The 14,388-nt window shown below is 61.4% G+C and carries 13 protein-coding genes; 11 read left to right on the top strand and 2 right to left on the bottom strand.

The window, feature by feature from the left end:
* Positions 1-439: 439 nt before the first annotated feature.
* From AC2S2E_RS02270 to AC2S2E_RS02220, 11 genes are all read left to right on the top strand, one after another.
* Positions 440-1,399, top strand: a complete 960-nt coding sequence (locus AC2S2E_RS02270) for a DUF2493 domain-containing protein (RefSeq protein WP_127709322.1) — start codon at positions 440-442, stop codon at positions 1,397-1,399.
* Positions 1,400-1,587: 188 nt separating this feature from the next.
* Entirely contained in the window at positions 1,588-1,842 is a 255-nt protein-coding gene (locus AC2S2E_RS02265) for an antitoxin (RefSeq protein WP_127709324.1), read from the top strand.
* Complete coding sequence (locus AC2S2E_RS02260) at positions 1,839-2,156, top strand: type II toxin-antitoxin system RelE/ParE family toxin (RefSeq protein WP_127709326.1); 318 nt, start codon at positions 1,839-1,841, stop codon at positions 2,154-2,156. Before AC2S2E_RS02265 ends, AC2S2E_RS02260 begins: the two co-directional genes overlap by 4 nt.
* Positions 2,157-2,602: 446 nt before the next feature.
* Positions 2,603-2,893 (top strand): hypothetical protein, encoded by a 291-nt coding sequence (locus tag AC2S2E_RS02255; RefSeq protein WP_127709328.1) that lies wholly within the window; start codon positions 2,603-2,605, stop codon positions 2,891-2,893.
* On the top strand, positions 2,883-5,321 hold the full coding sequence (locus AC2S2E_RS02250; protein ID WP_127709566.1) for a type IV secretion system DNA-binding domain-containing protein: 2,439 nt from the start codon (positions 2,883-2,885) through the stop codon (positions 5,319-5,321). Before AC2S2E_RS02255 ends, AC2S2E_RS02250 begins: the two co-directional genes overlap by 11 nt.
* 3 nt (positions 5,322-5,324) lie before the next feature.
* Entirely contained in the window at positions 5,325-8,339 is a 3,015-nt protein-coding gene (gene mobF / locus AC2S2E_RS02245; protein ID WP_127709330.1) for a MobF family relaxase, read from the top strand.
* A gap of 112 nt (positions 8,340-8,451) precedes the next feature.
* Complete coding sequence (locus AC2S2E_RS02240) at positions 8,452-8,709, top strand: hypothetical protein (protein WP_486523539.1); 258 nt, start codon at positions 8,452-8,454, stop codon at positions 8,707-8,709.
* Between the two features lie 68 nt (positions 8,710-8,777).
* Positions 8,778-9,143: an IS66-like element accessory protein TnpA gene (gene tnpA / locus AC2S2E_RS02235; protein ID WP_486522252.1), complete on the top strand. Its 366-nt coding sequence runs from the start codon at positions 8,778-8,780 to the stop codon at positions 9,141-9,143.
* Entirely contained in the window at positions 9,127-9,480 is a 354-nt protein-coding gene (gene tnpB / locus AC2S2E_RS02230; protein ID WP_486522253.1) for an IS66 family insertion sequence element accessory protein TnpB, read from the top strand. Before tnpA ends, tnpB begins: the two co-directional genes overlap by 17 nt.
* Before the next feature lie 41 nt (positions 9,481-9,521).
* Complete coding sequence (gene tnpC, locus AC2S2E_RS02225) at positions 9,522-11,123, top strand: IS66 family transposase (RefSeq protein ID WP_486522254.1); 1,602 nt, start codon at positions 9,522-9,524, stop codon at positions 11,121-11,123.
* Between the two features lie 40 nt (positions 11,124-11,163).
* Positions 11,164-11,949 (top strand): nucleotidyltransferase domain-containing protein, encoded by a 786-nt coding sequence (locus AC2S2E_RS02220; RefSeq protein WP_486523538.1) that lies wholly within the window; start codon positions 11,164-11,166, stop codon positions 11,947-11,949.
* Positions 11,950-12,052: 103 nt separating this feature from the next.
* Here AC2S2E_RS02220 and istB read toward each other — a convergent pair whose 3' ends face one another.
* A complete protein-coding gene (istB, locus tag AC2S2E_RS02215; protein ID WP_126066410.1) occupies positions 12,053-12,853 on the bottom strand; it encodes an IS21-like element helper ATPase IstB in 801 nt (266 codons plus the stop codon).
* An 11-nt stretch (positions 12,854-12,864) separates the two neighbouring features.
* On the bottom strand, positions 12,865-14,385 hold the full coding sequence (istA, locus tag AC2S2E_RS02210; RefSeq protein ID WP_126066408.1) for an IS21 family transposase: 1,521 nt from the start codon (positions 14,383-14,385) through the stop codon (positions 12,865-12,867).
* Positions 14,386-14,388: the final 3 nt, after the last annotated feature.

Raw genomic sequence — 14,388 nt, 5'->3', positions numbered from 1 at the left:
TATGCCAATAAGCTCAGTTCATTCGAACACTCCTTTCTTCTTCGCGCCACAACGGCGCACGCCCATTCGGGTGACGATCGCATGGCGCAGGGCGCTTGGGGCACCGTAGCGTACCCCTGAAACCAACAATCTCTTTCTCGTAGTCCTATTATGGCAAGCTGGCCGGGCGCTTGTGCAAGGATGCGCGGTGCCCCCAATTTTGCGGCGGGCCAGCCCACCACAAAATCGGCTCCCCCACGCCCCGCTGGCGCGGCGTCAACCGGGGTCCGTCCGCGCTTTTTGGTCGCATCGCTGTTGCCAAAAACCGGTTCCCACTTTTTGGCGCGATGCTCCGGCGCTCCCGGCTTCCCGGCCAACGTCCCTGACAAGCTGGTCCAGCTCGCCCTCTGACCTCCCGTCATCACGAAGATGACGAACAAGAAGCCTTCTGGAGGTCACCATGACGCAAGCATTCGCCAACTTTGAAGCCCCCTCTGCCTTTTACCGCGAGCAGATCGAAGTCCCCGGCTTTGACACCGCCTTCACCGAGCAGGGCAGTATGGCGCAACTATCCGTCCACGACGAACCCGTCGCCACCGACATGCCCGACCCGCAGGCCGCGCGCGGCGCGATGGAAATGGTGATCGGCACCGTCTTTGACCTCTTCCATGGCACTCGCATGGAGGAATTCGGCCAGGACATCGTCTGGGGCATCGTCAACAGCTTCCACGTCACCTCGCAGCGCATCGAGAAGCGGGAAGATGAAGCCACCAAGAAGCTGGGCGACATGGCCCGCGCCTTTGACCCTTCTGAAATCTACGCCGTCGAACTGGAAGAGACGCAGCGCATTGCCCAGACGCTGATGGACTGCCGCGAGGCCATGGAGGCCATGCGCGACTACGCCGGTGAGATCTACCGCGTCGAAACCGGTCGCCCGTTCTCTTGCCTGAAAGGCACCCGCGTGTCCTCCGGCCTGACCGCAAGCCAGATCGACGCCCGCGACTTCCTCGCCGCCCGCGCAGCCAAGCGCCGCGAAGACCACGCGCCCACTGGCCCGGTGGTGATCTTCTCCGGCGGCACCGACTGGCACGACCACGAACTGCTTTGGCAGGCGCTCGACGAGACCCACACCCGCGTGCCCCACATGATCCTCGCCACCACAGCCCAGCACAAAGGCTGCGACCAGATCGCCCACGCCTGGGCCGCCGCGCGCGGCGTCAAGACCGTCCGCTTCACCCTCAACCGGGCACTGGGCAAGCGCGCAGGCTTCGTCCGTAACGAGCAACTGATGAACCTCAAGCCGGTCCACGCCATCGTCTGCGAAGGCTCGGGACTCCAGTCCAACCTCTTGAGCCGCGTGCGTGAGGCGAACCTGCCCCACCATGCCTTCGCCCAGCGTCACCAGCGCATCGCTGCCTGACGTTTCGGAGGGCGCCGCTTCCGCGGCGTCCTCCTTCTATTTTTCCGATGGCAGGAGGCACGCGGACGTAGAGGTGGGACAAGCCCACCTCATGCCGCGCGCCTGTTGGAAACGGCGAGAAACACGAAGCTGGCCACAAACCCACATTTGCGGTAATGATGGATCGTTGTAATCGCCAAGAGGTCGTCATGAGCCGCCTGACCATCGACATTACCAGCCAACAGCACCAAAGCCTGAAGGCACTGGCTGCCCTTCAAGGTAAGACGATCAAGCAATATGCGCTCGAACGCCTGTTCCCCGCTGATGCCAGCGGCGATCAGGCTTGGCGCGAATTGCAGGTGCTGCTGGGCGAACGCATCGAGCAGGGCTTGGCCGGACAGACCTCGGCGCTGAGCATCAGTGCCATCGTTGATGAGGAATTGGGCACGGGCCAAGCCTCTTGAGCCACGCCTATGTTCTGACTGCGGCGGCCGAGGCTGATGTCCGGTCGATCATCCGTTACACGCGCCAGCAATGGGGCGAGGCGCAAGTCCGCGCCTATATGGCCAAAATCGAGCAAGGCATCGCTCGTCTCGCGCAAGGCTTGGGCTCTTACCGTGACATGAGCGATATGCATCCCGGCCTGCGGATGGGCCGCTGTGAGCATCACTATGCCTTCTGCCTTGAACGCGACATCGATCCACCGCTGATTGTCGCCATCCTGCATGAGCGGATGGACCTCATTCAGCGGCTCGGCGACCGGCTCTCATTGACTTGAATTGCCATGATGCAGATGGCTGGTCGGCGACTGGGCAGCGGCCAAGAACCCGGTGATCGGCAGCCTTTGCCAAGCATCCACGATCAATCTTAAATGCCCAGTTCCTGAAGGGAGCAGCAGCACACCGAACGCGGAGGACCGCTCAGTGAAGGGGTGGGCTATGGCTAGATAATTCATTTAAAAACAATAGTATGCTTGTTGTATTCCGCCTCCGGAATTGCAAAAATGCGAATTCCGTCGGTAGAATAATAGGCCATGAGTAGGCCTATGTCGAGGCCTTCAATACATAAAGCATTGATATTCATATGAATTGCCATTCCGCAGGTGGAATGGTCATTCCGTCATCATTCCGGCTACGGAAGGCCACCCGCTTGCGCAAGGTCCGTCAGCAAGCTAAACATCGTCCTGCGATAACCGGACCAGGCTTCTCCTTGTGAGGAGCCGTTGTGACCAAACTGATCCAATGCGGCTTGAGCGTCAGCCCGCCGCAATACGAGCGCATCAAACGGCTCGCCCAGCAACACGGCCGTCGTCAGTCCGAGTGCATTCGCTCGATGATCGACTTTGCCCTGCCGCTGTTTGAACTGGGCCAGAAGGTCGATTTCGCCCGGCTGATCACCATGCTCGAGTTCAACACGCTCGCTCTCGACACGCTGGTGCAGAAGGCTGCGCCTGATGAGGCAGACCGCCTGCTCGACCTCGCCATCGAACATGCGCAGACCTACCATGGCGCGTGATGGGGATATCCGTTTCGACCGACGCCCCGTGGCGGTCGAGCATGAATCGGCGCGCGGCGAGATCGTTCGCAACGTCGGGGCCTTCACCCGTGGGTCGCAGCTTATCCGGCTGCGCTACATGATGATGATGGAGGGTCTGCGCTGGCCGATCCTGGCAGCGGTCCTCAGCTTCAGCCTCCTATTAGTCATTCTGCTGGCGCTGCTGATGCGCGAGCATGAGGTTCAGCTTGTTGAGATGCGCCTCTTCGCCGACCTTTGGGATCTGGTCGATCTCGATCCAGGCCATAGCGTCAACCTGACTTTGCCGGACGACAGCGTGGTGCCGATGACCATCGGCGACGTGCCCGACTATCCCGATGTCGCGCAGGCCTGGACCAAATTCGTCCGATGCATGGTCGTGGCTCTGGCCGGTTCGCTGTTCTTCAGTGGCCCGCTGGCGACCTGGTTTGTCCGCCTATCGCAGAGAATAGGCGTCGACATCCTAAAGGAGCGCCACGAGCGCGGTGCCATGCTGGTCAGCGCCGCGGTGCTGACGGGCGAGATTGATGCACATAATGCTGCCGAATTCGACGCCGAATTGGCCGAGAGACACCCCACTATGGCTGCCGACCGCGTGGCTCGCGCCACCATCGCCGAGCGCGTCGCTTTGGGGCTGCATGTGCCCTATGCCATGGCAGGGATCGCCTATCCCTGGCGGCTTGAACAGACCCACGCCATGCTGATCGGCACCACTGGCGCGGGCAAGACGACGCAGCTTCGCAAGCTGGTAACCGAGGCGCGCGAGCGCGGCCAGCGCTGCGTGGTCTTCGACCTCACGGGTGCCTTTGTCGAAGCTTTCTATGAGGAAGGGCGCGACCACATCCTCAACCCGATGGACCAGCGCTGCCCGCCTTGGACTATCTTCAACGATTGCCAGAACTATGCCGATTACATCTCGGCTGCCGCGGCACTGATCCCCAGTGACGGCGGCAATGCCGAACCGTTTTGGGCCATGGCGGCGCGCACGCTCTTTGTCGAAATGTGCGTGAAACTCGCGGCGTCGGGCGAGACCACCAATGGCGCAATAGCCCATCACCTTATGTCTGCCGACCTCAAGGCCGTTCACGCCAAGCTCGCCAACACCATCGCTAGCCCGCTGACTGCCACCGAGGCGGCGCGAATGGCGGAATCCATCCGCGCCGTGTTCAACACCAATGCCCAGGCGATCAGATTCCTGCCTGATCCAGTGCCGGGAGAGCGGCCACCGTTCTCGATCCGGCGCTGGGTGCAAGAGGAGCCGGTTCCGGGTTCGATCCTGTTCATCACCTCGACCCATACCGATCTGACGCTCAACCGCGCGCTTCTCACCCTTTGGATGGATCTGGCGGTCAATGCACTGATGGGAATGCCGCGCACTCGCGATTTGCGCATGTGGTATCTCTTCGACGAGGTCCACGCGCTCCACCGGATGCCGGCGATTGAGCATGGCTTGCAGACCGCTCGCGGCTTCGGCGGGGCCTTCGTGCTTGGGATGCACAGCTTCGACAAGCTGGCGGAAACCTATGGCGAGGAAGGCGCGATCAACCTTGCCTCGCTGGCACGCACCAAGCTGATCCTCGCCACCGCTGACAAAAACACCGCCGAGGTTTGCTCGAACTTCATCGGCTTTCGCGAGGTGCGGGAGACCGATGAGGCCTATTCGATCGGCGCGAGCCGGTCACGCGATGCGGCCACCATCACTCCGCGCACCGAGGTCAAGCCGCTCGTCATCCCCGATGACATCATGAACCTGCCCTCGCTCCACGGCTATGTGAAGTTTCCCGAGGGCTTTCCGGCAGCACGCATCCGCCTTGTCTGGCGCGACTATCCCAAAATCGCCGAACCCTTCCTGCGCAAGAGCGATATGCAATTGGCTGCCTACGCTCCTCCGGGTGAAGGCGATGAAGAAGCCGCTGGCGGTGATGGTGGGCCAGCGCCTGTCGTTGGGTCAGCCGAGCGGGCGATGGCCGAGCCCGAGACCGAACAAGATGCTCGGCAAGAGGATGCCGAACGCCAGCCAATCGATGGGATCGATCCCCGCGAGATGACGACAGCGGAGGTCCAGGCCGATACGCGCGCAGAAGGGAAATCCCAGACCAAGGCAGAGGACGACGCGCCTGCCAATGCCAAAGATGCTGGCAATCTGCGCGACAGCTTACGCCGCCCGCGTTCGGCGCCGATGCGGGATGGAGCCGTTTCAACGCGCGAGGAGAAGGGCAGGGACGAGCAATCCTCATTGATGAAGCCCAACGTCCATTCCTCGCCCCAACGCCGCGAACAGCAGATCACCATCGAGGAGCGGACCGGCCAGTCCTTCACCGATCCGGCCGAGAAACACAGCCATCGTGCGGCCCGAGAGGATCATGAGGCATCGCCCGATCTTGGCGATGACATGGATATGGGGCTCTGACCCGTGCTCTCGGTTGCATCTGTGCGTTCCGCGGGCGGCGCTGCAAACTATTTTGCCAAGGATGACTATTACGTTGGCGAGCACGCCAGCGAGGTCAGTGGCTGGGGTGGAAACGGCGCCGCCGAACTCGGCCTTTCCGGTGAGGTAGAGAAAAAGGCCTTCGAGGATCTCCTCAAGGGCCGCTTACCCGACGGTGAGCAAGTCGGTGATCCCGAAAGGCGCAGAGCGGGTATTGACCTGACGTTCTCCATGCCAAAATCCGCCAGTGTCCTTGCCTATGTCGCAGGAGATGAGCGCCTGCTCGCCGCCCACATGCAGGCGGTTCGTCAGACGATGGGGTGGGTCGAGAAGACCTTCGCCGAGGGGCGGTCCTATGTGGACAATCCCAAAGGCGATCCCATCCGTACCGGGCATCTGACCTATGCCTTGTTCCAGCATGACACGAGCCGCAAGCTCGACCCGCAGGCGCATATCCATGTGGTCATCGCCAATCTGACCAAGGTTGCAGGCAACTGGCAGGCCCTGTTCAACGACGAACTCTGGAAGAACAATTCCCTGATCGGCAGCGTCTATCACGCATCCTTGCGGGCGATCGTCGAAGAACTCGGCTATCAGACCCTTCAGACCGGAAAGCACGGCCAGTTCGAGATCGAGGGCATTCCCAAGGACATTCTCACGGCCTTCAGCCAGCGGCGCGAGGACATTCTTGCCAAGGCATCAGACCTTGGGCGCGATGGCCGAAATCCCGAACTGATGCGCGAGATCACCAAGCGCACCCGCGATGACAAGATCAATCTGGACGACCGCGATGGTCTTCGCGCGGAGTGGGGGGAGCGGGCTGCGGCGTTGGGGTTTGATGGCAAGGCCGTCGTTACCGAGGCCGAGGCGAGGGTGGGGCTGGCAGCGCGTAGGCCTTTCGGGGCCGGGGCTGTGCGCCATGTGATGGAAGCAGCGGCCGGTTGGGGAGAAGCGCTGCGTGAATGGCTCAAGCCTGGAGATCCGTTGCTCACGCGGGGCTTGGCGCGGTTGGGACTGTCCTCCGCTGAAATCGGCGCCGAAATGGCGGTCGCTTCTGCGGTTCGCATCTTGGGGCAACGTGAGGCAGCCTTTCCGATCCACGAGGTCTCCCGTACAGCGCTGAATCTGGGGCTTTCAGGTGTGACCATCGAGCATGTCGAGGCGCGAGTCCAGGCTCTCGCGCACAAGGGCCTTCTGATCTTTGGCAGTGTGGGTCGACCCGACGGGACCACCACCCATGTCACGACACCCGAGCATATCGCGCAAGAGAGGCGCTTGCTTGAAGGGCTCGATGCCGGGCGGGGAAACGCACCGATAGTTCTCCCTGCAGATCAGGCCGCCATCCGCCTCCAGCAGCAAGCCGGTTCGCGACCGCTCAATGAGGAGCAGTTGGGCGCCGGCATCATGGCGCTGTCGAGCAGCGACCGTGTTGTGGTGATCCAGGGTGTGGCCGGGGCAGGCAAGACCACGCTCGTTTCGACACTGGCGCAAGTTGCTCGAGGCGAGGGGCGGCAGGTGCTTGGCCTTGCGCAGGCTAATACCATGGTGGAGATGTTGAAAAGCGAGGCGAGAATCGAGGCCCGGACAGTCTCGTCTTTCGTGAACCAGCATCTGCGTGCGGCTTTGGCAGGCCAAGGGGCAGGCTTTGACGCATCCCGCGCCATGCTCAAGGGCACAATGCTGATCCTCGATGAGGCCTCGCTCGTAGCGAACAAGCCGATGAATGATCTGGTGACCATCGCCAATCGACTGGGGGTGGATCGACTGGTGATGATCGGAGATCGTGCGCAGTTGCAGCCGATCGATGCCGGCAAGGCCTTCACCCTGATCCAGCAGCACCGGCCCGCACTGACCGAACTTCAGACCAGCCAGCGGCAAAGGACGGAGAGCATGAAAGCGGTCGCTGCGCTCACCCGATCGGGCCATTTCGCGTCTGCCTTCAAGGTTATGGGGGATCGCGTTGTAAGTGCAGGGAGTGATTTTCGGGAAGCGGCAGCCCGCAAGTGGCTGGAACTATCGGCTGAGGACCGTGAGCGAACCGCGCTCTATGCCTCCGGCCGTGAGAGCCGCGCAGTGCTCAATGCGCTGGTACAGGAAGGCCTGAAGGCCGAGGGTTCGCTCAGCGGAGAGGGTATGGCCATCACCCGCCTTGAAAGCCTTCATCTCACCCGCGAGGAATTGCGCTTCGCCCAGAATTATCGGACCGGCCAGGTTCTGGAAGTGATCGGTAAGCATCGGCCCGCTGGTTTGGATGCTGGCACCTATGAAGTGACCCGCGTTTCTACCAAGGGTGTCGTCAGCCTGCGCGATAGCGAAGGGCGGACCATCAAGTTCAGGCCTGATCGCCTTGATCCCAGCGACAAGCATGACAGCCTGACTCTCTCCCAGCGCGAGAACCTGGTCCTTTATGAAGGCGATCGCATTCGCTGGACTGCCAATGACAAGCAGCGGGGTTTGCTCAATTCCGCTGAGGCGCGGGTTGTCACCATCACACGTGAGGGTGTGGAGATGCGGACAGGTGAAGGTGTGAACATGTTGCTGCCGCATGGCGACAAGATGCTCTCACGCCTCGGCCTCGCTTACGCAATCAATATGCATCAGGCGCAGGGCATGACGACCGACAATGGCATCGGCGTCATGCATTCTGCCGAGCGCCATCTCTCCAACCAACGCCTGACCCATGTGATGGCCACCCGCGTTCGCGACGAGCTGACCGTCTTCACTGACGATCGCGCCGCCCTGCTGCGCGCGGTCGAGAGCAACGCTGGGGACAAGGCCAGCGCGCTTGAACATGTCGGCAGGGCTCCAAGCGCAGCATCACCAGACGGCCGAGGCCGAGGCGAAGGGACGCCGGCAAGTGCAGGTGATGGCGCGCGCAATGTTACTTTCGCGATCGATCCTGCGACGATCCGCAGCCGACTAGGTCGGCAAGCATCGCCTGTGCCTCAGCCTGAGCAGCCCACCATCGGCCCGGAAAAATCGATGGAGTTGGGACTCTGACCCGGGCCGGCGTCATGTCGGCCGCTCTTCCGCGGGCGGGGCCTCACCATGGGGAATGGCCTCACGCCTGCTCAACTCTGGGCAGTGTTCTCACTGATGCAAAGGATGATTTATGCGGATTTCTGCAAAAGACACGATTTGTGGCCTGCGTCCGGCGAAACTCAAGGACCTGTTTGCCAGGAATGATTTCAGCACACTGCGTGCTGCCAAGAAGCTGGGTATAGATGTGCGTCAGGCGAGCGAGACGCTGATTGCCTTGTGTGAAGCAGGTTGGATTTGTTTCAACGGCACACGCGATTATATCGACCATTGGATGGTCTCTGACCGTAAGCGCGCAAAGCCCTGCACCTGTTCACTGACATCGACATGATGGATTGTGTCCACGAGGAGATCGTGGACACAATGGCATTGGATGGTGGGATTTTGGGGCGGCCCGGAGTGGTCAGTGTTTCTCGCAATGGGAAGCGTCGGTATGATCCGATCTGGAAGGAGCGGTTGATCGCAGCAGCCCTTGAACCGGGGGTCTCGATTGCAAGGCTCGCACTGGAGCATGGGGTGAATGCCAACCAGTTGCGCAACTGGGTCAAAGTGCTTCGGGACCGACAGGGGGTGTGGGCACCGAAGAATGTGCCTGCCTGCGGGCCGTCAGCTTTCGTTCCGGTTGTTGAAGTCACATCACCGGCACGCCTGCAATTGAAGGCATCGCTGCCGAATGGCGTTCTGCTTGAGCTGGCCGATGCGGATGCACAAGCCCTGTCTGTATTCATCGAAGTGCTGGGGCGTTGCCATGTTCCGGCTCGCTGAAGATCTGCGGGTCTATCTCCACCGGGATCCGATCGATTTTCGCTGTGGGATCAACAGTCTTGCGATCCTGGTCGAGCAATCGATGGGCCTCAATCCGTTCGAGCGCGCGGTGTTTGCCTTCTGCAACCGGCGTCGCACCCGGATGAAGCTCCTGTTCTTTGAGCGGTCCGGCTTTGTCCTGGTGTTGAAGGCGCTGACGGAGGATAAATTCCGGTGGCCCCGACGCGCGGAAACGGTGGTGGCGCTCACCGCCGAGCAATTGCGGTGGCTGCTGGACGGGATCGATATTGACGCGATGGTGCCTCATCCGGTGCGGCAATATCAGTTTGTTGGCTAAAGGCTGTTGACGCGGGAGGGGGCTTTCGATTCAAGACTGTGATGGATCAAACCGGCGTCCCCACTGTTGCGGAATTGATGGCGCTTCTGGCGACCAAAGCCGCCGAGGTCGCGACATTGGAGGCCGAGAAAGACGCCCTCGCACGGCGCATCCGCAAGCTTGAGGAGGAACTGGCGCTGGCGCGGCTGCACCGCTTTGCGCCGCGCAGCGAAAAGCACATGGATCGTATCTTCAACGAAGCCGAGCAGGTCTCCCATGAGGGTGATGCAGGCGAAGATCACGACGATATCGATGAGCCGGGCGCGGCCGATCTTCCCGATACGGAATTGCCGGAGGCGCAAAAGCCCGCAGGCAAAAAGCGCGGTCGCAAGCCGCTGCCCGCCAACCTGCCGCGCCAACGCGTCGAGTATGACCTTGCCGAGGACCAGCAGGTCTGCCCGTGCTGCCGCGGCCGGATGCATCGCATGGGCGAGGTCGTTACGGAGCAGCTTCACGTCGAGGTGAAGGCCACGGTTCTGCAGAATGCCCGCGCCAAATATGCCTGCCGCCATTGCGACCGCACCGGGATCACGACGCCGATCATTCTTGCCCCGATGCCCGCACAGCCCTTGCCGGGCAGCATTGCCACGGCCTCGACGCTGGCCTTCGCCCTTGTTCATAAATACGTCGACGGCACACCCCTCTATCGTCTGGCGCAAACCTTCGAGCGCGCGGGCGTGCCGGTCAGCCGCGGTGCTCTGGGCCATTGGGTGATCGGTTCAAGCCAGAGGCACCTGTATCGCATCTATGACGCCCTGAAGCTGCGCCTCCGGTCCCAGGAGGTCATCCATGGCGACGAGACGACGGTTCAGGTTCTGAAGGAAGAAGGCAAGGCCCCTGCCAGCACCTCATATATGTGGGCGTACCGCAGCGGCGAGGAGAGCCAGCAGCCGATCGTGCTGTTCGACTATCAGCCCGGTCGCGGGCAGGAATATCCGCAGACCTTCCTTGGCGACTATCGCGGCATCCTGATGAGTGACGGATACTCGGCCTGGCGCACATTGAAAGGCGCTACCCATCTGGGATGCATGGCTCACGCCAGACGGCGCTTTGCTGACGCCCTCAAGGCGAGGAAGAAACCAGGCGGGCCGCCCGCACAGGCCCTCAAGTTCTTCGACCAGCTCTACCGGATCGAAAGGCAGGCGCGGGACGAAATACCCATCGAGGGAGAAACACAGGCCGACACCATGCGTCGCTTCCGCCAGAAACATAGCGTCCCGGTCCTCAATGCCCTCAAGGCGTGGCTCAATGCCATCGCACCCAAGGTCGTGCCCGACACCAAGCTTGGCGATGCGGTCTCCTACACCCTCAACCAGTGGGGGTATCTGATGCGCTATGCCGAAGACGGCAGAATGCCGATCGACAACAATCTTCTCGAACGCGACATCAGAATCTTTGCAACAGGCAGGAAATCCTGGCTTTTCTGTGATACCCCGGACGGAGCAAGGGCCAGCGCCGTCATCTACAGCCTGATGTTGACTTGCCGCGCCTGTGGCGTCGAGCCTCTCGCATGGCTACGCCATGTCCTCACGGAACTGCCCCAGCGCCCACATGGCGCCGATATCGACGACCTGCTGCCATTCAACTTCAAAAACCAAGCCTGAACCGCCACATTCGTTCCGCGCACGTTGCCCTGCGTCATTTATGATCGCCGCCCACCAGCGTGATCCGCGCGCTATGAAATGCGCGCTTACCTCTGACCGGGGCCACCGGCTCCTTGCAACGCCGCTTGTGCCGCGCTTTCCGCGTGAGGAAGGTCGCCGCATTGTGGACGAAGTGATTGAAATGGCGAGAGCCATCAACAGTGAACCGGAGCGTTCTCGGCGGATCAAGGAGATCCGGCTCTTTGGCAGTGTGCTCACTGGTTCGTACGATGAAACCGTTGGCGATGTTGATATGGTGGTGCTGGTTGAACGGCGCGTCCTGCCCAGCGATGTCTTTAAGGAACTGGAACATGCCGAATGCAAGGAGGCGCCTGTGGGCATGGACTATGTCGACCAGCTCTTCTGGTCCCGCAAGCAGATCCTGCGACGCTTGAAAAAGGTGTCCCGCAAGCTTTCCCTTCATGACGAGGATGACCTGCGCGCGCTCAATGCACCTTATCAGATGGTCTATGCCTATGACGTCGAGAAGGAGCGTGAAGTGCCCTTCGATACCGCGGTAAAAGAGGCAGAATTCTCAACTGATACTGCTGAAACGGCGAGCGATTTCAACTGGCTCGCCAAGCGCCATGGAGACAGAATCGATTTTCCGGAAATGCCTGCCAAGGCGCCTAGAGAGGCCTATGTCAGTGCGAGCGCATTACAACAGGCGTTGCATATGTGGCTGCGCGGTGCGCCGATCGAACTGATCGCCAAGACTGTCGGCATGTGTCAACACCGGGATAAAAACGGGCCAGGCACCGGTTTAAAAAGGGGCCAGTTGGGTTGAATAAAAAGCCCCATGGTTGAGGCTGGACAGCATCGGCAGCGGGGAAGCGGCTGTAGCGGAGCGGAAGCCGATTTCCCGCTGCCGATGGCCGCCTTTTGTCAGATCATTTTGCCTCCCCCTTGTCCTTCTGGCGCTTGCGGCTGCTGGTGAGGCGGAAGCTGTCACCATTCATCTCGAGGATGTGCACGTGGTGGGTCAGGCGGTCGAGCAGGGCGCCAGTCAAGCGCTCGGACCCGAACACCGATGTCCATTCATCGAAGGGCAGATTGCTGGTGATCAGCGTGCTGCCGCGTTCATACCGCTGGCTGAGCACCTCGAACAGCAATTCACCGCCCACTGCGGTGAAGGGCACATAGCCCAGCTCGTCGAGGATCAGCAGTTTCACCGAGGCCAGATGCTTTTGCAGGCTGCGCAGTCGCCGTTCGTCGCGCGCCTCCATCAAGTCATGGACCAGCGCCGCAGCGGTGGTGAAGGCCACGCTGTGCCCCTTCTGGCAAGCGGCCAGTCCCAGCGCGAGGGCGGTGTGGGTCTTGCCGGTACCGCTGGGGCCCAGCGCAATGACATTGCGCTGCCGCTCGATCCATTCTCCGCGCGCCAGTTCCAGCACCAGCGCCTTGTTCAGTGATGGCTGGGCTGCAAAGTCGAAGGTGTCAAAACTCTTGGTATGCGGGAACCTGGCCATGCGGATGCGACGCTCGACCATCCGGCGTTCACGGTCGATGCGCTCCAGTTCGCACAGGCGCAGCAGATAGCGCGGGTAATCGGCCCGATCCTGCGCGGCCTCAAACGCGACCTTCTCATATTCGCGCGCGAAGGATGGCAGCTTGAGTGCTTTGAGGTGGTTTGCCAGCAGCACGGCGGGCGGCACGCTGGTTGGTTCTGCCTCGATGACCGGCAGCGGCATCATGGGATCGCTCATGCCGCCACTCCTGTCGCCGGGGTGCCGGACTGCGAGAGCAGGCCCATATAACTGCGCGGGTCAGTGCGCCCAACATGGGCGCGTGGCAAGTGCGGGTAAAATTGCAGATCGAGGCGTGGCACGCGCTGCTCAAGTCGGGCCAGCGCGATCATCTTGACTGCATCAAAGCTGATCGCCCCCATCTCCAGCGCGCGGGCCACCGCCCATTCCACCAAGGGTTGCTCAAAGCGCTCGCATAGCCGCAGCACCTGGATGAACTCGCGCCGTCCTTCCTTGCCACTGCGGGCCTCCATCAACCGGCGAATGCGATGCATCGGTTCGGCCAGCACCCAGCCATCGAGCGGCGCCGCCTGATCAAGGGCACGCGGCTTTTGCTCCAACAGCGCCAGATAATGCAGCGGGTTGGCGATGAAGTCCTCACGCTCATAACTGCGCGGGTGCACCGCGATCTGCTCCCCGCCGCAGATGATGGAAACCCGGTCGACATAGCCTTTGATCACAACCTCTTGGTGGGCATAGGCCGTTGGCACCGAGTAATCATTAGTGCGATAGCGCACCAGCGCCATCGACGAGGCCCGCCCCGTCACCATATGGCAGGGATCAAATGGCACCGTAGGCAGTGGCATGAAGGCCGTCAGATCAGCCACCAGCCTGTCCCCGATGCTGTGCTCATGCCCACGCAAGATGGCCTGCCTGCGCTCCACGCATTGTTCGAGGAAGCGCGCGTTCAGCGCATCAAAGCTGGGCGCCTCCGGCCTTGGCACCATGAAATGGCGCCGGGAGTAGCCGACCAGCCCCTCAACCTTGCCTTTGTCATTGCCCTTTCCCGGGCGGCCAAACTTGTCCGCAAACAGGTAATGGCTTTGCAGCGTGGCGAACATCCGGCTGCGCTCGCGCGTCCCGTCGCCCAGGATCTGCGCCACCGCAAGCTTGGTGTTATCATACAGGATCGACTGCGGGACGCCGCCAAAGAAGGCGAAGGCGGCCACATGTCCTTCACAAAAGGCCTCGGCCACCTCGGCAGGATAGGCCTTGATGAACGGCGCATCGCTGTGCGGCAGATCCATGCAGAAATAGTGGAACCGCACCAGCTTGCCGTCGATGATCCCGTCCGCCTCGCCGAAATCTACCTGTGCGTGCCCCGGCTTGTGGCTCAGGGGTATGAACACCTCGCGGCTGCGCAGCTTGGCCCCCGCCACATAATCGCGGACAATGGTGATGCCACCGGTGAAACCATGCTCATCGCGCAAACGCTCGAAAATGCGGGCGGCAGTGTGTCGCTGCTTGCTGTGCACCTTGCGGTCATCCACCAGGATCTGGTCGATGATCTCGGTATATTCCGCCAGCTTGCGGCTGTAGGTTTGCCCACTCCGGCCATGCGCCCCCGGTTCCGGGAAGCACAGCATCTTGTCTACGGTCTTGCGGTTGATCCCAAAATACCGGGCAGCAGCGCGACGGCTCATCCCGTCAATCAGCACGGCGCGGCGGACCTTCTGATAAAGCTCCACTCTCTTCATCCT

This window comes from Novosphingobium sp. 550D, assembly GCF_057401885.1.
The sequence above is the reverse complement of the archived record's forward strand: the minus strand, read 5'-3'. Positions and strand labels throughout refer to the sequence as shown.

Excerpts from the sequence above, each read along its gene's own strand:
- AC2S2E_RS02270 (WP_127709322.1), top strand. The coding sequence starts at position 440 with ATGACGCAAGCATTCGCCAACTTTGAAGCCCCCTCTGCCTTTTACCGC.
- AC2S2E_RS02265 (WP_127709324.1), top strand. The coding sequence starts at position 1,588 with ATGAGCCGCCTGACCATCGACATTACCAGCCAACAGCACCAAAGCCTG.
- AC2S2E_RS02250 (WP_127709566.1), top strand. The coding sequence starts at position 2,883 with ATGGCGCGTGATGGGGATATCCGTTTCGACCGACGCCCCGTGGCGGTC.
- AC2S2E_RS02240 (WP_486523539.1), top strand. The coding sequence starts at position 8,452 with ATGCGGATTTCTGCAAAAGACACGATTTGTGGCCTGCGTCCGGCGAAA.
- tnpB (WP_486522253.1), top strand. The coding sequence starts at position 9,127 with ATGTTCCGGCTCGCTGAAGATCTGCGGGTCTATCTCCACCGGGATCCG.
- tnpC (WP_486522254.1), top strand. The coding sequence starts at position 9,522 with ATGGATCAAACCGGCGTCCCCACTGTTGCGGAATTGATGGCGCTTCTG.
- AC2S2E_RS02220 (WP_486523538.1), top strand. The coding sequence starts at position 11,164 with ATGATCGCCGCCCACCAGCGTGATCCGCGCGCTATGAAATGCGCGCTT.
- istB (WP_126066410.1), bottom strand. The coding sequence starts at position 12,853 with ATGCCGCTGCCGGTCATCGAGGCAGAACCAACCAGCGTGCCGCCCGCC.
- istA (WP_126066408.1), bottom strand. The coding sequence starts at position 14,385 with ATGAAGAGAGTGGAGCTTTATCAGAAGGTCCGCCGCGCCGTGCTGATT.